The following is a 26,422-nucleotide window of genomic DNA, read 5'->3' on the forward strand; positions in this document are numbered from 1 at the left end:
TCATCATAACATGATCCACAGGTACCTCCAATGATCAACTTTCTCGATGGCAATGAGGCAATCGCCCGAGCGGCAGTGCATGCAGGTTGCGATTTTTTCGCCGGCTACCCGATAACCCCCGCCACTTCTATTTTCCACCATATGCTGCAACTCCTCCCTCCCTCCGGCGGGGTCTGTATGCAGGGAGAAGACGAGATAGGTTCCATCGGTTTCTGCCTGGGTGCTTCTATGGGAGGGGCCATGGCGATGACCGCCACTTCCGGTCCGGGCATCAGTCTTTTCAGCGAACATATTTCCTTTGCGATCGGCAGCGAGATTCCCATCGTTATCGTCGATGTGCAAAGACTGGGGCCCTCCACCGGTTCCGCCACCAAGGGGGCAGACGGAGATATCCAGTTTTTGAGGTGGGGCAATAGCGGGGGCCTGCCGGTTATTGTCCTGGCTCCTGTGGATGTTCGTGATTGTTATATCCTCACCAGCCATGCCTTCAACCTGGCCGAAACCTATCGGTGCCCAGTTTTTATCGCCTCGAACAAGGAAATCGGCATGACCAGGGAAAGTATTATTGTGGAAGATATCGATCTCCCCGAATCTCGTAAACGTCAGACCGCCCCGCGGCTTTTACCCATGCAGAAAGGATCAGAACTCTCCAGGCTAACCTCTTCGACCCACGGACCCGACGGGTACATTACTGCTGATACCGGACAAATTGAAAACAGAATCAAACACTTACAGGATAAATTTCAAAATTCCGGAGTGGATTTTTGCTATTACAATTTCGATGAACAGGTAGACAGCACCCTCCTGCTCATCACCTACGGGGTCACAGCACGGGCCGCAACTGATGCTGTTTCCACTTTGCGAACACAGGGAGAAAAAGTATCGCTACTGGTCCTGAAAACCCTTTATCCTGTCGGGAGGGATATAATCAGCTATGCTCTGGATGGAAAAGAGAAAATCCTGGTCATCGAAATGAACTGTGGGCAGTACGTCCGTGAAATCGAACGCATTGCCGCCAACAAGTCAATTCAGTTCCTGGGACGCATGAATGGTGAGTTGATCACCCCAAGCCAGATTCTGGAGGTGCTGCAGTCATGACAAGCCTGTTAAACACAAAACGTCCTCCGCTGTTCTGTCCTGGCTGTTCTCACAGCCAGGTGGTCAAAGCACTTGACAAGGCCCTGCAGCATTCAGGGATCAGCAGCAGCGAGCTGGCACTTGTCACTGATATTGGCTGCTCTGGCCTTTTCGATACTTTTTTCAACTGCCACGCCTTCCATGGCCTGCACGGCAGGGCACTCACCTACGCCACCGGCCTGAAAATGGTCCAACCGGATCTGCACGTCGTCGTTATCATGGGAGATGGCGGACTCGGTATTGGAGGAGCCCATGTACTTGCTGCCTGCCGTCGCAATCTCAACCTCACCCTGCTGGTGCTCAATAATTTCAATTACGGCATGACAGGTGGTCAATGCTCAGCAACAACTCCACCCGAAGCAAACACCTCTTCAGGTTTTCTAAATCAACTTGAAACAGATCTTGATATCTGCGCGGTAGCTTCAGCCGCAGGTGCTCATTACGTCGACAGGGAACTGGCTTCCGAGAAGAGCCTGGTAGAAAAAATCTCATCGGCGATAACATATGATGGTTTCGCCCTGTTGGATATTTGGGGAATCTGCCCCGGGAGATACCTGAAAAAAAACCGCCTCAGTCAAACAGAATTAAAAAAAGAAATTCACAGTAGAGAAACACCGGCCCCACAGCTCGAAACTCCAGACAGGGAATACGGCACACAATACAGAAAACGGGCCGCAACCGCAAAACCTGCCCCTGATTGCAAAGCCGTAGAGAAAACACAGCCGCCAACGCTGGTGAAGAGGACCGAGATACTTATTCTCGGCGCGGCTGGACAATATATCAACACCGTCGGGGAAATACTCTGCCTTGCGGCAATGAGCGCCGGTCATCAGGCGAGCCTGAAAACAGATTACCCTATCACCGTGCTTCGAGGCCATTCAATCTGTGAGATCGTTCTCGCCCCTGAGCCTATAGGGTACACAGGAATAACGAGGCCTGATATCATCCTCTGCACATCCCAGGAAGGAATCAACAAAAAGAAGGGCATTTTTTCAGACCTGGATAGCCACAGCATTATCATAACCGATAACACGCTAGAAATCCCAGTCTCACAAGCCCGGACAATCACCATTGATTATGCTGCCCAGGCAATAAAAAACTCCCAGAAAGGAGTCGCCTCGCTGGGAGCTTTGGTAAACAATAGTTCCATCCTCACCTATTCAATGCTGGAAACAGGACTCTCCTTGAGATATGAGGATAAAGCCCTGCAGCAAAGTATTGAGATCATATCCGGACTCACCACGGCGATTATGCCGCCACACCCAGCATAATCAATTCTTCGGCCATTCTATCGGCGATAACATGGGTAGGGCGCTTCATACTTTTTGACTGGCGCAGGATATCTGTAACCGTTTCACCTATCATTTCTGTTTTCTGCCTGGCACGACCTGCATCATACGTCTGGCCAATTTCACAACTGATATTTATAACACCACCAGCATTCGCCGCGTAATCAGGAACGTAAAGAATATCCCTGGCATCAAGTAAATCACCATCCGCCCTTTCCAGAAGCTGATTATTGGCGCTCCCTGCAACTATCGAACAATGCAGCCGGGGGATGGTGAAACTGTTCAAGATCCCACCTAAAGCACAGGGACAAAAAATGTCACAGGCAGCGCCGTAGATATCCTCGGGTTCTACTGCATGAAACTTTACATTTTTTTGTAATTCGGAAAGATTGTTCTGGTTGATGTCCGTCGCGAAAATGGTGCAGCCATCATTGGCCAGCAGGCGAGCAAGCCTGCCTCCGGTTTCACCAACACCCTGGATGGCAATCCGCAGCCCTTTCAGGTCGTCGTGTCCAAACTTGAATTGCACGCACGCCCTGATCGCACAATAAACACCATAGGCGGTAAAGGGACTCGGATTACCTGAAGCACCGACAGTCGCCACATGTTTTGTGTGTCGTTTGACCGCCACCATATCCTCGACAGTCGAGTTCACATCCTCTGCCGTGATATACCTGCCATGAAGAGTCTCTACAAACTGGCCCACAGATTCGAACATGGCACCCCGGTCAACCTTCTCCAGATCGGCCCGGACAACACATTTCCCCCCGCCGAGAGACAGCCTGGCAAGGCTATTTTTATAGGTCATGCCTTTACTGAGCCGCAACACATCTGTCAACGCATCATCATCACAGATGTAATTCCACACCCTGCAACCACCGAGGGCCGGGCCCCGGTTCGAGTTATGAACAGCAATCCAGGCGGAAAATCCCACTTCTTCGTTATCGCACCGGACCACTTCCTCATAATCGGTACTATTCAACGTAGTGTATCTATTCATGACGCTCTCTACTCTCATCTCTTGATTTACCGGCAATCACGAAAAGCCCCTATGCAGCTTTTCGTGGCTCGACATCTACGGAGACTACCTCCATACCCTTCTCCAACACCTTCATATTCAGTGTAAGCATCTTTGCAGACCTGGTACCGAAAACCTTCTTGAAGGCCTCGATAACATTTACCAGCTTGGGTGAACCGGTTAACGCCATGTAAGCTCCAAGCATTATCATATTGGCAGCCTTCGGGTCACCACAGGCTGCAGCCAGTTCATTGGCAGCAATAGGATAAACGCGGACATCCCGGCGGTGCCCCTGCTTATGGATCAATGAACTGTTCATCAGGATCTGACCACCGGGTACAACACTTTTTTCAAAACGTTCAAACGAGGGCAGATTCATAACGATCAGGCTGGTGGCATTGGTCGTTACAATTGGCGAGCCAACCGGCCCATCTGACACGACCACACTGCAATAAGCCGTTCCACCCCTCATTTCAGGACCATAGGAAGGCATCCAGGTAACATTTTTGCCCTCGAGCATACCGGCATACGCTAACATCTGTCCAAGCGACATCACGCCCTGACCTCCAAAACCGGCACAGAGAACTCTTTCAGTAAGCATTTCAGACCTCCTCCGGTGTTTTCAGAACACCAAGTGGATAATAGGGGATCATATTTTCCTCAAGCCACTCAAGGGCTGCAACCGGGCTAAGCCCCCAACCGGTTGGGCAGGTGGAAAGGAGTTCAATAATTGCCAGCCCCCTTTGCTCTCTCTGACAGACAAACCCCTTTATAATTGCTTTTTTTGCCTTGCGAATCTCTTTGGGGCTGTGCAACGAAACCCGTTCGACATATGCAGCACCTGGAACCTGGGCGAGCATTTCGGAAACCTTCAGCGGCATACCGCTCACCTTGGGATTTCTCCCGGCCGGTGCGGTTGTCACCTTTTGCCCTGGCAACGTTGTTGGTGCCATCTGCCCACCTGTCATTCCGTAGATAGCATTGTTCACAAAAATAACGGTTATATTTTCTCCCCGGTGAGCGGCATGAACAATCTCCGCGGTACCAATAGAGGCGAGATCACCATCTCCCTGGTAGGTAAAGACTGTTTTCTCCGGCACAGACCGCTTGATTCCAGTCGCCACTGCCGGCGCTCTGCCGTGCAAACATTCAATCATATCCACATTCAAATAGTTATAGGAGAGGATTGAACAACCCACAGCGGAACAGCCAATGGTATCCCCCAGCAGGTTCAGCTCATCGAGCGCCTCAGCAACCAACCGGTGAGCGATTCCATGAGTGCAGCCGGGGCAATAATGAGTTGGTGTTTTGGTGAGCCCTTGCGTCTTTTTGAAGATCACGCTCATTACGAACCTCCTGCCATAATGGCTTGCGCCTTATCAACCAGCTCTGCAGGTTCAGGGATCATGCCACCACAACGACCGTAAAAGTGAACCGGCACCCTGCCGTTTACTGCAAGGCGCACATCATCAATCATCTGTCCGCAGCTCATTTCAACGCAGAGCACCGCCTGGCAAACTGAAGGCAAGTCTTTCAAGGGCTGTTGAGGAAACGGCCATAAGGTCTGTGGCCGTAGAAGTCCTGCACGGTATCCCTTTTGTCGAAGCTCGTCGATACTATTCCTGGCAATCCTCGCGGTCGAGCCGTAGGCACATAAGACCAGTTCGGCATCCTCGACCAGATACTCTTCAAAACGAACCTCAGCCTCCTTGATACGCGCATACTTTTCCTGCAGCATCCTGTTGTGTGTTTCTAATCCAGCGGGGTCGAGCACCAGGGATTTGATCGTTTTAGGTGGGCGGGCATTACCGTGCCCTTCAAGAATCCAGTCCCTGCCTGCCTGTTTTCTTTTATTGACTGAAACAAACTCAACCGGCTCCATCATCTGGCCAAGCATACCGTCGCTGACGATAAAAACCGGGGTACGATACTTCTGAGACAGGTCAAAAGCTTCCTGCATCATGGAAACCGACTCCTGCACCGTCGACGGCGCCAGGGAGAGTATCCTGTAATCACCGTTTCCACCGCCACGGGTCATCTGAAAATAATCGGATTGTGCCGGCTGAATGCCTCCTATACCTGGGCCACCGCGCATCACATTAACGAGAACACATGGTAGCTCCGTAGCAGCAAGCATAGAGATACCTTCCTGCATCAGAGCAAGACCCGGCGAGGAGGACGAGGTCATAGCCCGTACTCCGACAGAAGCAGCTCCATACAACATATTAACTGCCGCGATCTCGCTTTCTGCCTGGAGAAAGAACCCTCCCGCTTGAGCCAACTCGCGTGCAAAATATTCAGGAATCTCGTTTTGGGGGGTTATAGGATACCCAAAGAAATGGGTGCAGCCTCCATGGATTGCCGCACGAGCGAGTGCTTCGTTGCCTTTCATCAATGTTTTGGCCATCTCAACCCTCCTCTCCCTTGGGAACACGCGAAATGGTGAGCACCACATCGGGGCAGATGAGGGCGCAACTGGCACAGCCGATGCATTTATCCGGAGACTGGACATATGCCGGATTGTACCCCTTCACATTAACCAGACCGGTGTCAATAGCGAGGACAGAACCAGGACAAACGGACACACAAAGCCCACAGCCTTTACAACTGTCGGTAGCGATATGCGGAATCCCTTTCTTACTGGCCATACTCACCTCCACTGGTAGTTAAATCCCCTGCTTTTGTTTTATAGTATCAAATATGATTTGGTTATGTCAAACAAGGAAAAGAGTTCAATCACACCCCGAGCCAATAAATTATGAACAATATTTTCAATTAATTAACATGGGAAAGGCCTTCCCAGCGGATAGTCTTGCCGCCAACATTTTTCACTCAGGAGAACAAAGACAAACAGGTACAGGGAAAACGTATGACGATTGGTATACGGCAGATAAGAGAGAGAACAACAATCAGAGAGGCCTGTATATTACGACAAGTGTCTTGGCAGGTCCGCCGACCCCCCTGTAACCATGCGGAAGCACCGAATCAAAATAGAGGCTGTCCCCTTCCTCAAGAACAACGGTCTCCTCTCCATAACAAAACTCAAGCCGACCTTCGAGGACATAAAGGAATTCCTCACCACGGTGATTGTTATATACGATATCAGTTGATTCACGCTCTTCCATGTGAACGATAAAAGGCTCCATGCTCTTATCTATCTTAGGGTAAGCGAGCGGTTCATACTGATAACCTATATGGGAAATATGCGGTCCCTTGGCCACCCCATATCGATCTTCTTTGCGAGTCACGATCATATTGCTTTTCTGTGGCGATTCCTGAAAAAAGTGACCTATCGGCACCCCCAGCGCAGTGGCAATCTTTAACAGGGTGGCGATAGGCGGAGTAACCAGATTATTTTCTATTTGCGAAAGATTCGGCTTGGACAGACCAGTCAAATTTGCGAGATCCTGAAGAGTTAAATCTCTCTTGTTCCTTAGTTTTCTGACCTGGTTTCCAAGATCGAGTGAAGCGAGAGCATCTTTCATAGTATCAAACCTGTTTTGTTATGCATTTACATATAATTACAGATGAAGGAGCAAAACTCAACTCAAACACCCTTACCACCTGTTATCAGGTCACTTCTAGTAATTACACAGCCCCACTAAGCCAAAACCACATTTGAGTCTATTTAATGATATCATAAACCAAAACTTAACTAATTTTATTTTTCATGACATTTCAAATGCAGTATTGCGTATAAAATAAATTCATCCCGAAATAAAAACGAGCAGAAACTCCCACCTGGCACCCTACTATCCGCCAGTGTTCCAAATGTGCATCTTGTGCGCCTGCATAGCGCCCATCTACCGCAACCACTACAACGTAGTAATTCCATCAAGACGCCTGTATCACGACATTTTGTAAAAAAGTTCGCCAAATTTGTAAATATTTCTCGAAACCTTTTCCCGACCCTATTATAGTCTCATTTTTTCAAGGAAAAGCTGGTCTGACCACCACCCTGTAACACTTATTCAAATAAGCTGATATTGATAAACTTCGAAAACAACAATATCTGAACCGGCAGTAACCCTGTCTAGCCCCTGGCAATTGAGCATTAAGCCAGGCGGCAAGGTACAAAGTGGTATCTGCCCCGATAACTGATAGTGTATAATAACCGAAATTAACCATTCAATATCAAAAAAACTGCTTTAAAGGAGTCCACAATGACAGATAAACGTCCTGATCAGCCAGCCAGTTGGGAAAATGAAGTATGGGATTCCGATCCATTAATGAAACGTTCCCACATCAACAAGGACACCTATCTGACCTGTTGGTGCCCCCATTGCGGAGAGGGGCTTAATGAAGACGACAAGGCCGTTTTCCGAATCGTTAACAAAGCAGGCGAGGTAGGAATCAGCAGGGTTTCACCCTATCTCAATGTGCTGGACCGGGAAAGCACTATTCATGTGGAAGATGATGAGGAGCTGGCAGATGTTCATTGCCCCCACTGTGATGCCTCCCTCATCGAACCGGACATGGTCTGCAAGAAAGACAACTGCAAGATGCTTAAATTTCATATTTCGGTATCCAACTCAATCAAATTACTAATCACCCTCTGCGTCCGCCGGACCTGTCGCTGGTACACAATGAGCGAAGAGGACAACGAACGCCTCATTTTAAGGGATAGTCATGAGTGGTAACAACCGGGGGCGTCGAAACTGGACCCCAACATTGACAATCGTAACCATTGCAGCACTCGCCGCAGCTGTTTTCGGCAGCATGGCTGACGGAGAGACCAAAAAGGCAGACAGGATATATTTCCAGAGCAGCGCAGGATCCGTGCTTTTCGATCATGGAGAGCATGGTCGATCTATCGACTCATGCGCCTCGTGCCATCACGATCTCTACAGTGCAGAACAAGCAACAAGTTGCGCAGAATGCCACGACGACGATGTCGAGGCGGATGAGTTCGAGCATACCGAATTAAAGGAAATCCACAGTCGCGACTGTGCCAAATGTCACGAACCAAGCGGAGAGGAAAATCGGGCTGCATCATGCCGCGAGTGTCATCCAGGCAAACAGGAAAGCGAGCAACGCACTCTCAGCTGCACGGAATGTCACGATGACAGCTACTCCCCGGATATGATGGCCCACGATGAGTACATGGACGCCGGTGAACACACCTGTACGGGCTGCCACGCCCCCCGGTCTGTCTCGGAATCCTTCCATACAAACTGTACACCATGCCACCTGGAGTCTGCACCGGACAGATTTGCCGAAGCCGACGGTGCTGTAAAGTGTGCAGCTTGCCATTTACGATAAGGATGTTTCACTCATGCAAGGACTGTTGAAACTATTAAAAAAGGAACCGGCACTTCCAAGCCTGGCGGCGTACGACCCTGTCATTCGCCAGATTGACGACCCGGATCATGTTGTTATCCCTCTTGAGTACCCGGGCAGGGTACGCTATCTCCCGATTGTCGAGACAGGAGATACCGTCCGCAAGGGACAGGTTATCGGTAAGTCTAGAGTTGGCAACAGCGTTATCGCCTCTATAAGCGGCAAGGTAAAGGACATCACCACAGTCTGGACTGCACAATCAGTCCATTCTCCTGCCATCGTTATAGAGAACGACGGCGGTGAACCTCTTGCTCCTGAAGAGATTTTCGACACCAACGTTCGTCAAGGCGACCTGGAGTCGGCAATGGACAGGATGCGCAGCGCGGGCGTGGCCCCGCCCTGGACATTATCCGGACGAGAGTGGGAAGAGGAAGGTGAGCTGGCTGACCTGCCACCCGTCAACACCGTCATTATTACCGGTGTTCGCCAGGAAACAACCATACTCACCTCCCAATTGCTTCTTGAGCAGCAGAGTAAAAAAGTTGCCAAAGGCCTTAAACAGATAGCTGCATTTATACCAGGCGCCCGCATTTGCCTCACCGCTCCCGAGCATCTCAGGTCCTGGGCCGAGCCAATATTCAACGATCTGGCGGAGCTCGTTTTTCTTCGGGACAACTATACCGCCCGTATTGAGCGTGAGGTTATCGCCACCCTTATAGGACACCGCATTCCAAACAGGGAAAGTTACCGGTATCACGGCATTACCGTACTGGATGTAGAGTACCTGCTGGCCATGGTCGATGCGCTGGATGGGGTTGCAGCCCTTACCCAGAAATGTATAACCATAAGCGGGACCACGATCGACAAGGCCGTAACTGTCCGATTTCCACTAGGCAGTTCACTGGCCCATGTCCTGGCAAGCCAGGGCTTAAAAGCCTCAGATTTTACCCGGCCAGTTGTCGGGGGCCCCATGATGGGTTTTGCCCAATACTCAGACCAGGCACCTCTTACCTATAATAATGGCATCTATCTCATAGCAGACGATGTCAACCCATTTGACACCATCGCCCCCTGCATAAACTGCGGCAGGTGTGCCAGGGTGTGCCCCGTAAATATCCAAGTCCACCTGGTTAACCGGATGATAGAATTCGGTCAGCTCGAATCAGCAAGAACGCTTCACCCGGAGGCATGTCACGAGTGCGGGCTGTGTGCTCATGTCTGCCCGGCAGAGCGACCCATCGTTCAACTCCTCCACTTCTGCAACCACGACATGATCCACGGTGAGCGTTTCACCTGGGCCGCCGGAGGTGACTCATGAAAGAACTACGACTCTTCAGACAACCAACGCCACCCGATAAAAAGATGCTCAATGTAGCCGTCGGACCTCACGTCCGAATAGGTAACGGACTGGCAGAGATCTATCAGCGCTGGGTATTCGCCCTGGCACCCGCCATGGCGGCAAGCTTTTTCTTCTTTGGCCCCGCCGCACTCCGCATCTTCGGGCTCTGTGTATGCTTTTCAGTCGTCATCGACTTTATTGCAGAAAAACTTGCCCCCTCACGCGACATCACCTCCAACTGGAGCAGCGTGAGCCTGGCCCTGATGCTGGCCTTTATGCTGCCACTCAACACTCCATGGTGGCTGATCCTGGTCGGCTGCTTTTTCATGATTATCGTCGGCAAGAAATTCTTCGGTGGTGTTGGAGCGTACCCGGCTCAGCCAGCGGTTCTCGCCCTTGCTGTCATGCAGCTCTCATGGCCAAACCGCATGGATTACACCGGCGCCATGAAAGACATGGACTGGCAGGTGACCATGATCGAACCCCTGAAGTTGCTGAAATCGATTGGCTCATCGGCAGAATCACAATACCACTGGCTTGATATGCTGCTTGGCCAACAGGTTGCAGGCATAGCTAACGGCATGGTCATCTTTATCCTGATTGGCGGCCTTCTGCTCCTCGCCATGCGTGAGATCCAATGGCAGGCTCCTGCCGGTTTTCTCGCAGGACTGGTGGTGACTGCGGGTATTTTTCATCTCGTCTATCCTGATACATTTGCCTCTCCCGTCTTTTACCTGCTTAGTGGCGGCACTGTCTTCATGGGGCTCTTCCTCCTCACGGACCACACCACATCACCGGTGAACAAATTACCTCTGTTTTTCTACGGAATACTGGCGGGAGTACTACTGATCCTCATCAGGGGCTACTCAAAACATGTTGACGGCATCGTCTTTGCCGTTCTTTTAGCCAATCTCTGTGCACCGCTTATGGATATGATTAAACCGAAGATTAAGGGGGCTGAAGATGTCTGAAATCACACGCATGGTCGTTGTGCTCTGCCTGATCGCAGGGGTGTGCTCCGCAGCACTCACCTCAGCCAATGTCCTTCTCGCCCCATACGTAGATAAGCAAACGGATCTCTACGTGCGCGGCCCGGCCCTTGAACGTCTTTTTGGACAACCCGCAGAGAAAGTGCTCGGTAATAAAATAGTTGTCCCGTCAGAAAAAGGAGACGTACCTGTTTTCTTCAGCAGGGAAGGGAAAGATGTATCAATACTTGCTGTAGAAGCTATCGGCAAGGGAGGATTCGGGGGCGATCTCAAAATCATAGTTGGCATAGACCTCATCAATCAACGACAAGCCGGGATGGAAGTAGTCAGCCACAGTGAGACACCCGGCCTGGGAGCGCGAATCGAAGAACCCGGTTTTCGTCGTCAATGGCAGGGTCTGCCACTCGACAAACATTTAGCAGTTACCGCTGATGGCGGCATAATTGACTCGATCAGCGGCGCCTCCACCACCTCACGTGCCGCTGTTAACGGCACCAACGATGTGCTGGACTTTTTTGGCGAAAACAAGGATGAGATCCTTAAAATGATCGCAGAGCTTTAGAAGGAACAACCAGCATGGCAAACAAATATCTAGACACACTTACTGCCGGACTGTGGAAACGCATACCGCCGTTCCGCCTCGTTCTCGGCTTATGCCCATCTCTCGCGGTAACAATGTCGGCAGAGAATGGGCTTGGCATGGGGCTGGCCACGGCATTTGTCGTAACCTTATCCAACGGGGCGATTTCGGCCCTGCGAAATGTTATTCCGAGCAAGGTACGCATTGCCTCGTATATCGTCATTATTGCAACCCTCGTATCTATAGTCGAGATTTTGATGAAAGCATTCTTTTTCCCACTTTCGCAGCAACTCGGCATTTATATACCACTTATTGTAGTGAACTGTATCGTACTTGGACGGGCGGAAGGTTTCGCGGCGAAGAATCCACCATTTCTTTCCATGATCGACGGCTTCAGCGTCGGCACCGGTTACGCCATCTCCCTGACCCTCATCGGTTCCCTCCGGGAAATATTCGGAGCCGGGACCTGGTTTGGCCTGCCAGTCTTCGGTGAGTCTTTTGAGCCAATGGCCTTTCTCGTTTCAGCACCGGGAGCATTTGTCACTATCGGCACCCTGCTGGCACTACAGAACCTCTTCTCCCGTTGGCGCGGTGAGAAGTTCATTCAGGGATAGAGGAATAACTCATGGATCTTTTCTTCCTGGCAATATCTGCCACCTTTGTCAACAATATCCTGCTGGCCCAGTATCTTGGCAACTGTCCGTTCCTTGGCGTTTCCAAAAAACTTGAGACCGCACTGGGTATGGCCATGGCTGTCGTTTTTGTTACTGTCATGGCAGCCATCTTCACATGGTCGGTATTTACATTTGTTTTGAAACCATACGGCCTGGAATTTCTGCAGACACTCAGCTTCATCCTGATCATTGCCTCCCTGGTTCAGTTAGTGGAGATCATCCTGAAAAAGCAGAGTCGTACTCTCTACAATGCGCTTGGAGTCTACCTGCCACTCATCACCACAAACTGTGCGGTTATGGGTGTTGCCCTTCTGGTCGCCAAAAAAGAGTATGGATTTGTTGAAATGCTCGTCTTCTCCTTCACTAGTGCCGTTGGTTATGGTCTTGCCCTGATCCTTTTTGCCGGCATTCGTGAACGATTGATGATCTCGGCAGTACCGAAGTCAATGCAGGGAACTTCCATTGCGCTGATAACCGCTGGTATTATGGCATTAGCATTTATCGGCTTCCAGGGGATGGCCTAGTTTTCAAAAGAGAACTAGTTAAGAAACAAGGAGACGTATCGTGACCGCACCAATAATCCTGCTAGTAGGAATCGCCTTTGTGGCAGCTGTAATTCTTGGGATCGCAGCAAGAGTATTTTATGTTGAGGAAGACCCCCGGATCGAAGCTGTTGCAGCCCTTCTACCCGGTGCTAACTGCGGTGGCTGCGGAATGGCAGGCTGCTCTGCTTCCGCAGAAGCAATGGTTAACGGCAATTTAGAGGTCAATGCCTGTGTGGTTGGCGGCACCGAAACTGCTGAAGCTATTGGCGCCTATCTTGGCTATGATGTGGCTGGTGCAGAGCCAGCACTGGCCTGTACTACCTGCGAAGGTGGTTACCGCGCAGCACGTAAATATGACTACTCCGGCCTTCAGGATTGTCGCGCCGCCTTACAGCTCTATCACGGTTTTATCCGTTGCGAAAACGGCTGCCTGGGCCTTGGTTCCTGCATGAGGGCATGTAAATTCTCAGCTATTACCATGAATCCGGATACCGGCCTTCCGGTCTTCGATCCGGATCGCTGCGTGGGCTGCGGCAGTTGTGTCACCACCTGTCCGAAGGGAATCATTAACCTTGTTGGCGAGAAAACAAAAATCCTTCACTGGAACCAGTATACCCAGTGCCTTTCGCCCTGCCGGCAGCGCTGTCCTGCCCAGATTAACATTCCCAAGTATCTGGCTCATGCTCGTCGCGGCGAATATGGCGCGGCACTCATGACAGTCAAGGATAACAATCCGCTTCCCGTAGCGACCGGGCGTGTCTGTCCTGAACTCTGCGCCACGGAGTGTCGTCGCCAGACACAGGATGACCCGCTGGCAATCAATGCCATAAAGAGGTTCGTTGCTGATTGGGAGCGCAATAGCGGACAAAGAATCAAAATTCCTGTTGCCGCCGATACGGGTTACAAAATCGCAGTGGTTGGCGGTGGTCCCTCGGGACTTACCGCTGCTTATTACCTCCGTCGATTAGGGCATCAGGTTGATATCTTCGAGCAGATGGATAAACTTGGTGGAATGCCTCTTTACGGCATCCCAGAATACCGTCTCTCAGAAGAACAGTATCTTTGGGATATTGAAGGAGTACTTGGACTTGGCGTGACAGCGCATACCGGTGTCGCACTTGGAAAAGATTTCACAATCCGTTCTCTCAAGGCCATGGGATTTGATGCAATATACCTCGCTCTTGGCCTCTGGACAGGTCGCCTGCTTCCTTTTGAAGGAAAGGAACTTGATGGCATATGCAGCGGAATAGACTATCTCAGGCGTTTCCATACCGATGAGGACCTCATTAAGGGTGACAATATTATCGTTATCGGCGCCGGCAACGTGGCAATGGACTGTGCCCGTTCCGCCCTTCGTGACGGCGCTGCCAATGTTAATTTACTGTTCAGGTTCTCTCGCGATCTGATGGAAGCCAATGCCCATGAAATTGTCGATGCCGAGAATGAAGGTGTCAACATGCATTGCCTTGTCTCGCCGATGCGCTTTGTCGGAGAAAACGGCAAGCTGACAGGTATCCAGGTTCAGGATGTCACCTTAAAACACAATCCAGGCGGCTTGCCTGATTGTATCCCTGTCGAAGACTCGGAGCGCGTTATCCCCTGCGATGTCGTTATCCAGGCAGTTGGCCAGGGATGTGATCTGGACGCAATTGTTGAAGCTGATGGCCTCGACAGAACTCGCTACAGCACGGTCGATGCGAACGAAGACACCCTCGAAACCAATATCCCCGGTGTTTTCGCTGGTGGCGATTGCTTTACCGGCCCACGCCTGCTTGTCGATGCGATTGCGGGTGGTAGATTCGCAGCACGATCCATTCACTACCACGTAACCGAAGGGAAGATCCCACCCATTGAGGACAGACAACGTGAGATGATGGCGCCGGCGCTGGTTGATTCACTGGTTAACGTTAAACCGATTCCCACCAAGGCTGTGAAACCAGTTATAACGGTTGAAGAACGCATGGGTACCTTCATTGAGGTCGAGGGGACTATTAGTGAAAAGCAGTGCAAGAATGAGGCGAGTCGCTGCCTCAATTGCGGAATTTACTGCTACGACCAGAATGATCTTCCTTCAGATGAACTCAGGGTCGCCAAATCCTGCCCCAACGAGCCACATATTGTAGAAAAGCAAAAGGATACTGCTGCTGCATAGTCTCTCATATCATTACATACACAGCTTCAAGGCCGAAAGCATAACGTGCTTTTGGCCTTTTCTTTTACGGTTGCCCTCGCAGGCAGAATGCCCACACGACCTCTTCCTCTTTATCTGCATCATTGCAACACCATGACTGATCAGCACCTTCAGAGACTGTCATCTTACTTTGAAATTGTCACAGCCGATGACAATGCATATCACTGCTGGCGGCAAACACATCAATAGTCTTACAGCTCCTCCCTCTATCAGCTCATAAAATGAAAATCTGCTTTTAGACGGGAACGTATAATCAGGCCAGAGCATTTCCGACCCCAACTTACAGCATCTATGGATATCGATATCGTTTACTTAAATATCGCGCACCATATGGCCTGTTAAAAGATTTGTTCATTCATCTTTAAGATAGCGGGATCAATCGATCTCAAAGGGTAAATCCCAACAGAGCACAGGCCTGCACCCCTACCAGGTTCCCTCTTCAATGACGCCAATGACGTACTGAACTATACAGCTCAATAACACAATTTACTCACAGACATCAATACGCCTGCCTTAATCAGGGTGAGCTTTAAAATTTCTTCTTTGAATACCACAATACAGCAGGTACCTGCCTGGCCTTGGAAAGATTCAGGCTTGCCTGGAAATAGCAAACCACTAAAAAAAGAAACGCCTGTAATCAATTAAGATTACAGGCGTTTTATAAGAATGGTGCCGAAGACGAGAGTCGAACTCGTACGGGCGTGGCCCACTACCCCCTCAAGATAGCGTGTCTACCAATTCCACCACTTCGGCACTCATAAGAGAGTTTCTATTACTGTTGCTGCGCCCCTTCTGTTGCAGGTGTTGCAGTCGGTGCTGCTTCTTCGGCCACAGGTTGCATCGCATCTTCCTGAGCCATAGGTACGGCAGCTTCTTCTTGAGCAGCAGGCTGCTCTATTACCACATTTTTCATGACAGAGCTCGAACTTTTTTGCGTTGAAAGATACGCAAGTGAGACAGAGGTCAGCATGAAGATAATGGCAGCTGCAGTCGTAATCTTATTAAGCAGCGGCAGAGGTCCTTCCGTACCGAAAAGCGACTGACTGGATCCACCGAAAGTTGCGCCGATGTCCGCACCCTTGCCATGCTGCAGCAAGACAATACCGACAAGAAAGAGGCACACAACAACGTGGGCTATGGTAAGTAAAGTATCCATTCAGATATATCTATCCGGCTTGTTCAAAGTTAATAATTCTGCCAAAGGAGTCGGCGTCCAGCGCGGCTCCACCAACCAGGGCTCCGTCTATATCAGGCTGGGCCATAAGTTCATCAACGTTGGTTGGCTTGACCGAGCCACCATACAATATTCTTGTTTGCTCAGCAATGTTTTTTTCGTAGATATTTGCGATTAATTGCCGGATAAATGCATGGGCCTCCTGCGCCTGCTCTTTTGAAGCGGTCTTACCTGTGCCTATTGCCCAGACAGGCTCATAGGCCAGCACCACATTTCCCATCTGTCCGGCCTCAACACCTGCCAAAGCCTCCCTCACCTGTGTCTCAAGCACCTCAAATGTTTTTCCTGCTTCGCGCTCTTCCAGCGTCTCGCCAATACACAGCACACCCAGGAGATCAAAATTTAGGGCTCCCTGCAAACGACGGTTGATGAGCTGATCACTTTCCCCAAATATCTGTCTTCTTTCAGAGTGGCCTATTATTGCGGCACTTCCTCCAGCATCCTTGATCATTACCGGTGATATCTCGCCGGTAAATGCGCCCTTTTCCTCCCAACACACATTTTGGGAACAAACGATGATATCGTCTTCTCTTATAGCCGCCGCCACATCGCTCAAAGCTGTATATGCCGGAGCCAGGAGCACCTCACGGTCGTCATATTTTTTGCACTGTTGAGCAACATCTTCAGCTAATTTACATGCCTCAGATATCGTCATATGCATCTTCCAGTTGCCGGCCATCATCGCTTTTCTTTTCATCGTATCTCCTTCCAAAACTGAACTGAATCAGTCACTCTGTTAATTCAAGACATCCACGCCCGGCAGGGTCTTCCCTTCCATCAGATGCAGAAAGGCCCCGCCACCAGTGGACATGTAGCTGATGAAACGGGACTCTCCTGATTTTTTCACAGCGGCATTGGAATCTCCGCCACCCGTTATCGTCAAAGCCTGGGACGCTGCGACAACCCGGCACATTGCCATGGTGCCACCTGCAAAGGGATCCATCTCAAAGGCCCCCATGGGACCATTCCAGACAATTGTCATAGCATCGGCAAGTGCTTCAGCAAACAGGATAGAGGTTGCCGGACCAATATCAAGGGCCATCCAATTCTCGGGAATATCCCTGAAAGTAACATTTTTAGTAACCGCATCGGCACTAAATGAATCGGCAACGACGAAATCTACGGGCAGATACAACTTGACCCCCTTCCTCTCAGCTGCTTCGATAAATTTGCTCGCCACATCCAGAAGATCGTTTTCTACTTTTGACGATCCCACATCCACGCCCATACTTTTCAAGAAAGTATTGGCCATGGCTCCACCAATGACCATCCGATCAACTTTATCGAGCATATTTTCCAACGCACCGATCTTGGAAGATACTTTCGCGCCACCAACCAGGGCTACCAGGGGGCGGACCGGATTATCCATTGATTTATGAAAATATTCCATCTCAGTCTGCAGTAAAAATCCCATGCCCTTTTCCGCGACCCTTTCAGCCACACCCACAACTGACGCATGCGCCCTATGTGAAACGGCAAAGGCATCATTGATATAGACATCGGCCAATTTTGCCAGATTTTCTGAAAACACAGGGTCGTTTACAGTTTCGGCCTTGTTGAATCGCAGGTTTTCAAGCAGCACAACATCACCGGACTGCATAGCCGCCACCATCACTTCAACCTGCTCACCAACACAATCAGGTGCCAGAGTCACCTTTCTATCCATCAGGTTTGACAGGTACTTTGCTACTGGCCCGAGGCTAAACTTTTCAACCCGTTCTCCTTTTGGTCGACCCATATGCGAACAAATTATCAGCTTGCCACCTTTATCGACCACATGCTGCAGGGTTGGCAAGGCCGTCCTGATGCGAATATCATCGGTGATATTTCTGTCATCATCCATGGGTACATTAAAATCTACCCGGACGAGCACCCTCTTATCCGCAACATCAAGATCGAGGATTGATTTCATTCTATTCTCCTTGTTCAGGGCCCATGCCCTTCTCTATGATTCTCTTGAAAAGTAGACCGTCGTCATCGGGATGCTTATAATAACCATTTCTTCGACCGATTTCCTGGAAACCAAGTCTGGTATAAAAATGAATTGCCGGAATGTTTTGCGAGCGAACTTCCAGAAAAAGATCCTTCACACCTCTCGCATGAAGGCTTGCTACAAGATGGTTAAACAGGAGGGTACCAATACCCAGACGTTTAGAGTCATTTCGCACTGCAATTTTTAACAATTCAGCCTCACCACCGACGAGCCTGGCCGTACACCATCCAAGGTGCGCACCAGATTCTGATACGGCACAATAAGACACACTCCTGTCATAATCAAGTTCCGCAGACACCTGCTCTTTCGACCAGGATGATACCGACTGTTGTTCTATAAAAGCAATAGCCTGGATATCATCTCTCGTAAACCTGCGGACAACAACACGCATGAACGCCTAAAGCATCGAACCTGCAACCTGTACCGTCAGGTCACCAAGCATATTTGTGTAGCTGCCAAGTTCGTTATCATACCAGCCATAGACAACAACCTGTGTTACCGGCACATCCAAATAAGAATCGTCGGTCGAGAGAGTCTCGCCACCCTTCACCTTGGACAGATCAACCTGAATGGATGCCGTCCGGGTGTGGGTCTCTGTTCCCTCAATGACCGCTGCAGCACAGGGTGTACCCAGAATATCTGACGAAACGTTTTGCTCCTCGGTGTATTCAAGGTAAGGAGTCGTCTCTGCAAACTCCCGGTAAATCGTGTTAATATCTGCCCTACGGGTCGATCTATCAGGATCGTCCTGAATATTTAGTACCAATATAATAAGGGAACCGCTCGATGTGGGAATACGTACCGACTCAGCCATAAACCCAATTGATTCCATCTCTGGAATGACCAGGGCAAGCGCCTTTGCCGCACCCGTTGTGGTCAGGATAATGTTATTAAGGATGGAACGGTTTTTCCTGAGATCGATAGCTCCCGACTTGGGCAACCTATCGAGCACCTGCTGACTCCCCGTGGCTGCGTGTACCGTAACCATAGAAGCACTCAACAACTTGTCGGCCCCCATCCTCTCCATTAACGGTTTGATCATGTATGATAAGCAGGTTGTGGTACAGGAAGCTGCAGAGATCAAGGAGTGTGCAGAAGCGTCATACACCTCATCGTTTATACCCATAACCGTCGTCACGGCATCGCCCGGCATTTCAAGCCCTTTTGACTTGATCTTGAAAGGAGCGGACAACATCACCTTTTCTGCTCCCGCCTGCAAATGACCTCGCAGGGCGCCACGCTTATCATTGGCGTCTGCAGTCGGATCATTAAACACACCGGTCGTATCAACAACCAGTTTCACATTATTATCCCGCCAGGAAATATCTTTGGGATTCCTTGAAGAGCGTAGAATTTTCACAGGGAGGCCATTGACCAGCATAGTGCCGGCGGCATCATCTAATTCCTGGATTATTCTTCCCGCCTTATGCCCATGAAGATACGTCCCCAGACGCCCATATGTCGAGTCCCTTTCAATTGCAGCAGCCAGATCATTCAATCCAACACCTACCTCACGACCTATATTGACCACCAGGCCTTCAAAATGCTTCCTTGATACATGGTGCCAAAGTGAAAGTTTCCCAATTCTTCCCAGACCGTTTATACCTAAATTCATGGCAATGGATCTCCTTTCTCTGTAAAGTGTCGTAAACGGATTGTAAGAGTATTCCCGTCCTGAATCTGGTCGGGTCAGACATGCAATCAGCTATCTATTTCATTGATACGCAAATTCAAATAATCTTATCAAAAAAAACCTTTAAGTACTACCACAAATCAAGAGATAATTCATGTTTTTTAAGCCACCATTGCAAACAGGCACTCTCCTGAAAAGATATAAGAGATTTCTTGCAGATATCGAGTTTGACGACGGCACCCAGATTACGGCACATTGCCCGAATACCGGCTCCATGAGTTGCTGCTCAACACCAGGAAGCAGGGCTGCGGTATCCCTTTCAGACAATCCGAAAAGAAAGTATCCGCATACCCTCGAAATGGTAAAAGACAATGGCACATGGGTCGGAGTGAACACCTCCCGCACCAATCACCTTGTGGCCGAAGCCATCACCGAACAGCAAATCGAGGAATTCAGAGATGTGACAACACTTCGTCAGGAAGTGAAGGTGTCAAAGAAGAGTCGGTTGGATATTTTAGTCGAACATGACAACACCACAACATTTATAGAGGTAAAGAACTGCTCCCTGGCAATTGACGGCTGCGCCATGTTCCCGGACGCCGTAACTGCAAGAGGCACCAAGCATCTTGAGGAGTTGATGTCTCTGGTGCAGGAAGGGAGCAACGCCTGCATTTTCTTCCTCGTCCAGCGAATGGACGCGGACAGATTCCGGCCGGCCATAGAAATAGATCACGTCTATAGCACAACCCTGAAAAGAGCTGTCTCAAGGGGGGTTATGGCAATCGCCAGTCAGGCGGAAGTGACTCCGAAAGGTATATCGATTGTTCGCAGACTTCCGATCGAACTCTAACATTACGGCAAAGATCGCTCGCCGAAAGGCTATGGTTACTCACCAAGCCTGTGACGCAATACCCCTTCTACGAATGTCATTACAGCTCGTCCCTGCAGCTCCTTGCCGATAAATGGTGAATTTTTCCCTTTAGAATAGCACCCATCAGCGGTGAACAGGTATTTCTCATCCGGGTCAATAACAGTAATATCGGCGACCTCTCCGACAGCCAGGCTCCCGCCGGGAACACCCAGGATGCGGGCAGGGTTTACACTCATAAGTTCCACGAACCTGTTCTCATCGATCAAGCCCTGGCGAATCAATGACAATGTAAGGGACAGAGCCGTCTCCAAACCGGTAATACCATTTGCTGCATACTGAAACTCCAGCTCCTTTTCCAGCACTGAGTGAGGAGCATGATCGGTGGCGACCGCATCAAGAGTTCCATCCTGCAAGGCGGTGATTACCGCTTGCCGATCCTGCTCCGACCGCAGGGGAGGACTCATTTTTGCGTGGGTATCGTACCCCTCGACAGCATCCTCGGTGAGAGAATAGTAATGCGGGGCAGTTTCAGCGGTAATTGCGACCCCACGTTCTTTTGCACGCCGAACCACATCCAGGGCGGCCTCTGTACTGACATGAGCAATGTGGACACGACAGCCGGTAAGTTCAGCTAAAGCGGCCTCCCTATAAACCGCTATCGATTCCGCAGCTGCGGGAATTCCCTTAAGCCCGAACCGGGTGGAAGCAAGCCCTTCATTCATGCAGCCGTTGCGACTAAGAGACAACTCTTCAGCATGGGACATTACCAGCAGTTCGTGGCTGCCTGCATACTCAAGCACCCTGCGCATCAGCTGGCTCTCGACTACAGGTAGACCATCATCTGTAACAGCAACAACTCCTGCATCCTTCATCTCCCCATAGGGTGCGAGCGCTTCTCCCTTACTGCCCTTGGATGCAGCCCCTACAGGGTAAACGCGAGCCTTGCAGTTTTCAGCCTTCTCAAGGATGTACTGGGTCACCTGGGCGCTATCATTCACCGGGTCGGTATTGGGCATACAGGCAACCGCAGTAAAGCCGCCGGCGGCAGCGGCGTTAGTGCCGCTTTCAATAGTCTCTTTATATTCCTGCCCGGGTTCACGCAGATGCACGTGCATATCAATAAGACCCGGCACGACCCACTTACCGTCAAGGTCAAATTCCACAACTTCTTCAGCCAGGCATTCAGCCAGATCGGAGATTAGACCATCTCTGATGAAAAGGTCTGCTTTACCATCCCTGTTAGTGACCGGATCAATAATTCTACCATTTTTCAGCAATATCGGCTTTCCCATTTCATGCCCCCTGTGCAACTTCGCCTTTATCACCACCCAGGACCAGATAAAGAAGTGCCATCCTTACAGCGACACCATTGGTTACCTGATCCAGTATCACCGACCGTTTGCCATCGGCGACATCCGGATTCATCTCGACCCCCCTGTTGATTGGCCCGGGATGCATGACAAGGACATCCTCTTTGGCATTCTTAAGAAGATCACTGTTTATTCCATAAAAGGAAGCATATTCACGTAAACTTGGTATCAGTGGATCCTTCTGCCTCTCCATCTGTATCCTGAGTGCCATAACCACATCTGCATCCTCAACGGCCTCTCGGACGCTTTTACAGACGTGCACACCAAACTGTTCGACTCCGACCGGCATGAAGGTTGCGGGTCCTGCAAGATAAACCTTGGCCCCCAGACGGGTAAAACCAATCATATCAGATCCAGCTACACGACTGTGGGCGATATCGCCGACAATGGCGATTTTCAATCCCTCAAGTGAGCCCTTGTGCTCCATAATAGTCATGATATCCAAAAGCCCCTGACTCGGATGTTCATGAGTACCGTCACCCGCGTTAATTACTGAAGCCTGAACATGTTTTGCAAGCAGATTTGGAGCACCAGAGCAGGAGTGCCGGATAATTATTATATCCGGGCTCATTGCTTGCAGGTTTTTGGCTGTGTCTATAAGCGTTTCACCCTTGGTTGCAGAACTCGAAGAAGCAGAGATATTAAAGGTATCTCCGCTCATTCTCTTGCCCGCTATTTCAAAAGAGACACGCGTTCGGGTAGATGGTTCAAAAAAGAAGTTGACTATCGTCTTCCCGCGAAGTGTAGGAACCTTTTTAATTGGCCGGTTCCCAATCTCTTTAAAGGAACGAGCAGTATAAATGATATGGTTAATATCATCTACGTCGAGTTGCCTAATACCTAAAATATGTTTATGCCTGAAAGTGTATTCTGACTGCACGATACTTTTCCTATTTCATGAACCGAATTTCAGTGGATAATATCTCCAATCCTGCTCCACCTTATAGACGTAAACCTACCAATAGATATCAACGGCTTTTTCAGATCCCACGACCAGTATAAAATAAATGCATTGCCGAGTATATCCTTTTGGTCAACAAATCCCCAAAATCTACTATCTGAGCTGTTGTTTCTATTATCCCCCATAACAAAATATGATCCTTCCGGTACAGTCACCGGACCAAATGTCGCTTTTGGTGACCGGAGACTGTTTGGATCTATCCACGCATAAGGATCATCGACTTTTTCACCGTTAACCAACACTACCTGATTACGTAATTCGATAGTGTCACCAGGTGTGCCAATGAGACGTTTTATATAATCAATAGATCTGTCACGCGGATATCGAAAAACAATAATGTCCCCTCTAACAGGTTTCTTAAATGGGAGAATTGTTGTTCCGGTAAAAGGCACTTTCACCCCATACTTGAATTTGTTTACCAGTAAATGATCCCCAATAAGCAGGGTAGGCAACATTGAGCCAGATGGAATTTTAAACGCCTGAATGATAAATGTACGGATGAAAAGAGCGAGTATTGCGGCAATAAGAATAGCCTCGACATACTCCCTAACAACAGATTTGTTTTTGATCATATTTTCCAACTTTTTCCTCACAATTCTAAAAGACACAAAGTGTGATTATCCTCATTTTGTTTTGGCAAGAAGCTACATTATACTGCTATGAATTACAACCAGCATTAATAAATCCATCAAGGATCAAATAGTTCTGCCGGATAAGTTACAGATCAACAGATGACATACCATATAAAGAGTAACCTCATCTCCTTGTGACAATATGTTGTAGAAAATTAGAGTATAAAAATTTTGACAATCGTATTAACATGCTGTTTAAAAAGAAAAAAAGTAAAAGAAAGAAGAGTGTTTCACTTGACAATTCCCATTAATTATGTCCTAAATAGACATATGTAAGAAAAATCTACATGTTAGCAATACCTTTTCAAACGGTATTAATGCAGTATAAAAATTTAAACCCTATCATCAATTATGAGTTTGCCGTTTCTGTCCAAGGACAATCTTGTTGTAGGTGTGGATATCGGTTCCCACGCTGTCAAAATATGTCAGCTCAAGCGAACCGACAAGGGATATTCCGTTCTGGCTATCGGAAGCACCGTATTACCAGAGGGTGCTGTAGATGACGGAACACTTATCGAACCAGAGATCGTATCCAAAGCGATTTCAGACCTTTTAAGTAACCTCAAAATCAAGAGCAAGAAAGTAGGCTTCTCCATTTCCGGATATTCCGTCATTGTTAAAAAGATAAACCTTGCCATGATGGATGACGATAAACTCGAAGAGCATATCACAACTGAGGCCGAGCAATACATCCCTTTTGATATTGAAGATGTATATCTCGATTTCCAGGCGCTGAAAGGAGAAACGGAAAATCCGGATCGTATTGAGGTAATGCTCGTCGCTGCCAAAAAGGAAGTTGTTGATGATTACCTGAACATGTTGGAAGGTTTGGGTTTACAGCCAGTCCTTGTAGACGTTGATGGTTTTGCTCTTGAAAACACCTACGAGCACAGCTATCCGGACAATATGAACGTTGCTTTAGTTGATATCGGGGCTTCAAAAATGAATATCAATATCCTCTCAAACGGGCTATCCGTTGTCGCAAGGGATATTGTTGTAGGCAGTAGGCAGCTAACTGAACAGATCCAGGCTACCCTTGATATTGAGTACGATGAGGCAGAATCATTAAAACTAGGCCAAAACCCGCCTGGAGAACACCAACAACAGATAGAAGAAATTTTCTCTTCAACATGTACACAATGGGTACTTGAAATTAAAAAGGCTATTGATCTGTATCAAGCCAACAACCCTGATTCACCTCTTTCAAAACTCGTATTAAGCGGTGGTGGATCAAAGATCGTAGGTCTTACCGATTTCCTTGAAAAGGAAACCGGTTTGGAAGTTGAACTATTCAACCCTTTTGCAACCATGCAATATAACTCCAAGAAAATTGACACTGAATATTTAAACAGTATCGGACCTGAAATGGCAATAGCCTCAGGTATCGCTATCAGACCATCTGTAATTTAGGGTTCCATCCATTTTTTGGAAGAGATATGTTACAAATCAACTTACTCCCCGTCCGGCAGTTAAAAAAACGCGCAAAAGCTCGTTATCAGATATTTAGTGTCCTCCTTTTATTTTTGGCCTTCTTAGCTATTCTTGGCTTTATCGGATTTTTCCAAACTCAAAAAGTAGCTGCATTAAATGAGACCATCGCTGCTATAGAAAAGGAAAAGAAATCCTATCAACCTATTCTCGACAAAATAAAGACGATTGAAGCCGCAAAAAAAGAACTCGTAAGAAAAACTGCCGTCATTGATAAATTAAAAGCAGATTCTTCATTAACGGTACGAGTTCTTGATGAGGTTGCCAATATTATAGATAACGAAAGAATGTGGTTATTAACCCTGAACCAGCAGGGTGGTTCGCTTTCACTGAGCGGCATGGCTTTGGACAACCAGACAGTTGCCCAGTTTATGGACAACCTTAAATTATCACCATTTATTACATCAGTAAATCTTTCCAACTCATCCCTTAAGCAAGTAGCAGGAAGGGATTTGAAGAGTTTTTCCTTGAGTTGTGCAGTATCCCAACCGGCACCTGTACAAAACGTTGCTGCAACTCAACAATAACAATCGACATTCCTGAACAGCTGAGTATTGATGGCATGAAAAAAAAGAACGAAGCATTTACCGATTTTCTGGATAAAAAATATATCCCGCTGGAACCAAAGTATAAATCAATTATATTGATTGTTATTTTTCTAATTCCAGCTGTTGCATTCTACTTTCTTTTTCTGAAGCCAAATCTGGAACAATTGGATAGGCTGGATACCAAAAAGGCTAAAGTCGCAAAAGAACTCAGTACCGCTAAGAAAAGAGCACGAGATCTGCCTAAACTTGAAAAGGAATTGGCGGAGACACAGCAGATTTTTGACGAAAAATCCATTTTGTTACCTAAGGAAAAGGAGATTCCACAACTCCTACGTGACATCTCGTCATTAGGCAGGAATGCCGGCTTAGACTTTCTGGTTTTCAAACCTGGAAATAACATTAAAAAGGATTTCTACGATGAAATCCCCATAACTATTAATGTTCGAGGACCTTATCACAATGTAGGCTTCTTCTTTGATCAGGTGAGCAAGTTGGAAAGGATTGTTACTGTATCCAATATTAAGATGAGTTCTCCCAAAGAAGAGGCAGGCGAAATGCTCCTGAAGTCCGATTGTCGTCTTGTTACTTATCAATTCACCAATAAACCTCTCCCAAAGAAAAATGGGAAGAAATAATAAAGATCAATTTGG

The 26,422-nt window shown here is 48.6% G+C and carries 28 protein-coding genes and 1 tRNA gene; 14 read left to right on the top strand and 15 right to left on the bottom strand.

Translation table 11 applies throughout. The features are described 5' to 3' along the window. The first annotated feature begins 30 nt into the window (after positions 1-30). Both GA520_RS18200 and GA520_RS18205 read left to right on the top strand, forming a co-directional pair. The gene (locus tag GA520_RS18200) at positions 31-1,098 is read left to right on the top strand and encodes a pyruvate flavodoxin/ferredoxin oxidoreductase (RefSeq protein ID WP_163337840.1); all 1,068 of its coding nucleotides are present in this window, start codon (positions 31-33) and stop codon (positions 1,096-1,098) included. Further along, a complete protein-coding gene (locus GA520_RS18205) occupies positions 1,095-2,408 on the top strand; it encodes a thiamine pyrophosphate-dependent enzyme (RefSeq protein WP_163337841.1) in 1,314 nt (437 codons plus the stop codon). Before GA520_RS18200 ends, GA520_RS18205 begins: the two co-directional genes overlap by 4 nt. Here GA520_RS18205 and GA520_RS18210 read toward each other — a convergent pair. The 6 genes from GA520_RS18210 to GA520_RS18235 all read right to left on the bottom strand — a co-directional run bounded on the left by GA520_RS18210 (position 2,386) and on the right by GA520_RS18235 (position 6,929). Then, positions 2,386-3,426: a Glu/Leu/Phe/Val dehydrogenase gene (locus tag GA520_RS18210; protein ID WP_163337842.1), complete on the bottom strand. Its 1,041-nt coding sequence runs from the start codon at positions 3,424-3,426 to the stop codon at positions 2,386-2,388. The two genes, GA520_RS18205 and GA520_RS18210, sit on opposite strands and share 23 nt — an antisense overlap. A gap of 49 nt (positions 3,427-3,475) precedes the next feature. Further along, positions 3,476-4,045: a 2-oxoacid:acceptor oxidoreductase family protein gene (locus tag GA520_RS18215; protein WP_163337843.1), complete on the bottom strand. Its 570-nt coding sequence runs from the start codon at positions 4,043-4,045 to the stop codon at positions 3,476-3,478. Between the two features lies 1 nt (position 4,046). Next, positions 4,047-4,790 carry a thiamine pyrophosphate-dependent enzyme gene (locus GA520_RS18220; RefSeq protein ID WP_163337844.1) on the bottom strand — a complete coding sequence of 248 codons (744 nt, stop codon included), beginning with the start codon at positions 4,788-4,790 and terminating at the stop codon, positions 4,047-4,049. After that, entirely contained in the window at positions 4,790-5,851 is a 1,062-nt protein-coding gene (vorB, locus tag GA520_RS18225; protein WP_163337845.1) for a 3-methyl-2-oxobutanoate dehydrogenase subunit VorB, read from the bottom strand. The genes GA520_RS18220 and vorB overlap by 1 nt, the downstream gene beginning before the upstream one ends. A gap of 1 nt (position 5,852) precedes the next feature. Then, positions 5,853-6,092: a ferredoxin family protein gene (locus tag GA520_RS18230; RefSeq protein ID WP_163337846.1), complete on the bottom strand. Its 240-nt coding sequence runs from the start codon at positions 6,090-6,092 to the stop codon at positions 5,853-5,855. Between the two features lie 261 nt (positions 6,093-6,353). Then, positions 6,354-6,929 (bottom strand): helix-turn-helix domain-containing protein, encoded by a 576-nt coding sequence (locus tag GA520_RS18235; protein ID WP_163337847.1) that lies wholly within the window; start codon positions 6,927-6,929, stop codon positions 6,354-6,356. Between the two features lie 678 nt (positions 6,930-7,607). Here GA520_RS18235 and GA520_RS18240 point away from each other — a divergent pair. The 8 genes from GA520_RS18240 to GA520_RS18275 are packed head-to-tail and all read left to right on the top strand — an operon-like array spanning position 7,608 to position 15,003. Beyond that, on the top strand, positions 7,608-8,084 hold the full coding sequence (locus tag GA520_RS18240; RefSeq protein ID WP_163337848.1) for a hypothetical protein: 477 nt from the start codon (positions 7,608-7,610) through the stop codon (positions 8,082-8,084). Further along, positions 8,074-8,706, top strand: coding sequence for a cytochrome c3 family protein (locus GA520_RS18245; protein WP_163337849.1), 633 nt, complete (start codon positions 8,074-8,076; stop codon positions 8,704-8,706). Before GA520_RS18240 ends, GA520_RS18245 begins: the two co-directional genes overlap by 11 nt. A 13-nt stretch (positions 8,707-8,719) precedes the next feature. Continuing rightward, entirely contained in the window at positions 8,720-10,042 is a 1,323-nt protein-coding gene (locus GA520_RS18250; RefSeq protein WP_163337850.1) for a 4Fe-4S dicluster domain-containing protein, read from the top strand. Continuing rightward, positions 10,039-11,034, top strand: a complete 996-nt coding sequence (locus GA520_RS18255; protein WP_163337851.1) for an RnfABCDGE type electron transport complex subunit D — start codon at positions 10,039-10,041, stop codon at positions 11,032-11,034. Before GA520_RS18250 ends, GA520_RS18255 begins: the two co-directional genes overlap by 4 nt. Next, positions 11,027-11,614: an FMN-binding protein gene (locus GA520_RS18260; RefSeq protein WP_163337852.1), complete on the top strand. Its 588-nt coding sequence runs from the start codon at positions 11,027-11,029 to the stop codon at positions 11,612-11,614. The genes GA520_RS18255 and GA520_RS18260 overlap by 8 nt, the downstream gene beginning before the upstream one ends. Positions 11,615-11,628: 14 nt before the next feature. Next, positions 11,629-12,246, top strand: coding sequence for an electron transport complex subunit RsxE (gene rsxE, locus GA520_RS18265; RefSeq protein ID WP_163337853.1), 618 nt, complete (start codon positions 11,629-11,631; stop codon positions 12,244-12,246). A gap of 11 nt (positions 12,247-12,257) precedes the next feature. After that, the gene (locus GA520_RS18270; protein WP_163337854.1) at positions 12,258-12,830 is read left to right on the top strand and encodes an electron transport complex protein RnfA; all 573 of its coding nucleotides are present in this window, start codon (positions 12,258-12,260) and stop codon (positions 12,828-12,830) included. Between the two features lie 40 nt (positions 12,831-12,870). Beyond that, positions 12,871-15,003 (top strand): FAD-dependent oxidoreductase, encoded by a 2,133-nt coding sequence (locus tag GA520_RS18275; protein ID WP_163337855.1) that lies wholly within the window; start codon positions 12,871-12,873, stop codon positions 15,001-15,003. A 706-nt stretch (positions 15,004-15,709) separates the two neighbouring features. Here the strand turns inward: GA520_RS18275 and GA520_RS18280 are convergent. From GA520_RS18280 to GA520_RS18305, 6 genes are all read right to left on the bottom strand, one after another. After that, positions 15,710-15,795, bottom strand: a tRNA-Leu gene (locus GA520_RS18280). A 19-nt stretch (positions 15,796-15,814) separates the two neighbouring features. Next, positions 15,815-16,198, bottom strand: a complete 384-nt coding sequence (secG, locus tag GA520_RS18285) for a preprotein translocase subunit SecG (protein WP_163337856.1) — start codon at positions 16,196-16,198, stop codon at positions 15,815-15,817. Positions 16,199-16,208: 10 nt separating this feature from the next. Beyond that, the gene (gene tpiA / locus GA520_RS18290; RefSeq protein WP_163337857.1) at positions 16,209-16,973 is read right to left on the bottom strand and encodes a triose-phosphate isomerase; all 765 of its coding nucleotides are present in this window, start codon (positions 16,971-16,973) and stop codon (positions 16,209-16,211) included. A gap of 39 nt (positions 16,974-17,012) precedes the next feature. Then, positions 17,013-18,188, bottom strand: coding sequence for a phosphoglycerate kinase (gene pgk / locus GA520_RS18295; RefSeq protein ID WP_163337858.1), 1,176 nt, complete (start codon positions 18,186-18,188; stop codon positions 17,013-17,015). Position 18,189: 1 nt separating this feature from the next. After that, complete coding sequence (gene rimI, locus GA520_RS18300; protein WP_163337859.1) at positions 18,190-18,660, bottom strand: ribosomal protein S18-alanine N-acetyltransferase; 471 nt, start codon at positions 18,658-18,660, stop codon at positions 18,190-18,192. 6 nt (positions 18,661-18,666) lie between these two features. Further along, entirely contained in the window at positions 18,667-19,884 is a 1,218-nt protein-coding gene (locus GA520_RS18305; protein ID WP_163337860.1) for a type I glyceraldehyde-3-phosphate dehydrogenase, read from the bottom strand. Between the two features lie 172 nt (positions 19,885-20,056). On the opposite strand from GA520_RS18305, the gene sfsA reads away from it, so the two are divergent. Continuing rightward, entirely contained in the window at positions 20,057-20,752 is a 696-nt protein-coding gene (gene sfsA, locus GA520_RS18310; protein ID WP_163337861.1) for a DNA/RNA nuclease SfsA, read from the top strand. Between the two features lie 35 nt (positions 20,753-20,787). Here the strand turns inward: sfsA and GA520_RS18315 are convergent, their stop codons facing one another. Genes GA520_RS18315 through lepB form a run of 3 tightly spaced genes read right to left on the bottom strand, consistent with a single transcriptional unit; the run spans position 20,788 to position 23,676 of the window. After that, positions 20,788-22,065 carry a dihydroorotase gene (locus GA520_RS18315; protein ID WP_163337862.1) on the bottom strand — a complete coding sequence of 426 codons (1,278 nt, stop codon included), beginning with the start codon at positions 22,063-22,065 and terminating at the stop codon, positions 20,788-20,790. Between the two features lies 1 nt (position 22,066). Further along, the gene (locus GA520_RS18320) at positions 22,067-23,023 is read right to left on the bottom strand and encodes an aspartate carbamoyltransferase catalytic subunit (protein ID WP_163337863.1); all 957 of its coding nucleotides are present in this window, start codon (positions 23,021-23,023) and stop codon (positions 22,067-22,069) included. Between the two features lie 29 nt (positions 23,024-23,052). Further along, positions 23,053-23,676 carry a signal peptidase I gene (lepB, locus tag GA520_RS18325; RefSeq protein WP_163337864.1) on the bottom strand — a complete coding sequence of 208 codons (624 nt, stop codon included), beginning with the start codon at positions 23,674-23,676 and terminating at the stop codon, positions 23,053-23,055. A gap of 411 nt (positions 23,677-24,087) precedes the next feature. On the opposite strand from lepB, the gene pilM reads away from it, so the two are divergent. The 3 genes from pilM to GA520_RS18340 are packed head-to-tail and all read left to right on the top strand — an operon-like array spanning position 24,088 to position 26,407. Continuing rightward, positions 24,088-25,146, top strand: a complete 1,059-nt coding sequence (gene pilM / locus GA520_RS18330; protein ID WP_163337865.1) for a type IV pilus assembly protein PilM — start codon at positions 24,088-24,090, stop codon at positions 25,144-25,146. Between the two features lie 26 nt (positions 25,147-25,172). After that, positions 25,173-25,751 (top strand): PilN domain-containing protein, encoded by a 579-nt coding sequence (locus GA520_RS18335; RefSeq protein WP_163337866.1) that lies wholly within the window; start codon positions 25,173-25,175, stop codon positions 25,749-25,751. Between the two features lie 35 nt (positions 25,752-25,786). Further along, positions 25,787-26,407, top strand: coding sequence for a type 4a pilus biogenesis protein PilO (locus GA520_RS18340; protein ID WP_163337867.1), 621 nt, complete (start codon positions 25,787-25,789; stop codon positions 26,405-26,407). Positions 26,408-26,422: the final 15 nt, after the last annotated feature.

It is taken from the genome of Desulfopila sp. IMCC35008 (assembly GCF_010646885.2).
Classification (GTDB): Bacteria; Desulfobacterota; Desulfobulbia; order Desulfobulbales; family Desulfocapsaceae; genus Desulfopila.